At 27.4% G+C, this 252-nt stretch carries 1 protein-coding gene; it reads left to right on the forward strand.

The window, feature by feature from the left end:
• A partial coding sequence (locus tag R0J87_RS22710) for a hypothetical protein (RefSeq protein WP_498889179.1) occupies positions 1–252 on the forward strand: 252 nt, incomplete at both ends.

Raw genomic sequence — 252 nt, forward strand, 5'->3', positions numbered from 1 at the left:
ATCCATTAAAGTAATTGATTCCTTGACTGTAATTAGTACTATGAAAAAAGATATAATCAAGGTATATGATTCTAATCAACACCTTATTTCAGGTTTTGGAAAAAAAGGAAGAGGACCAAATGAATTTAATATGTCACCAGTGATTCAAGATGGTATAAAAACAAGAAATTTTATAAGAATATTTACTTTAGATCAACAGCTATTAACACTTAGCAGCATTGATATAAAGACATCAATAGACTCAAGTAAAGT

The sequence above is a fragment of the Halomonas sp. SIMBA_159 genome, from assembly GCF_046536035.1.
In the GTDB taxonomy this organism is placed as follows: domain Bacteria; phylum Pseudomonadota; class Gammaproteobacteria; order Pseudomonadales; family Halomonadaceae; genus Vreelandella; species Vreelandella venusta_A.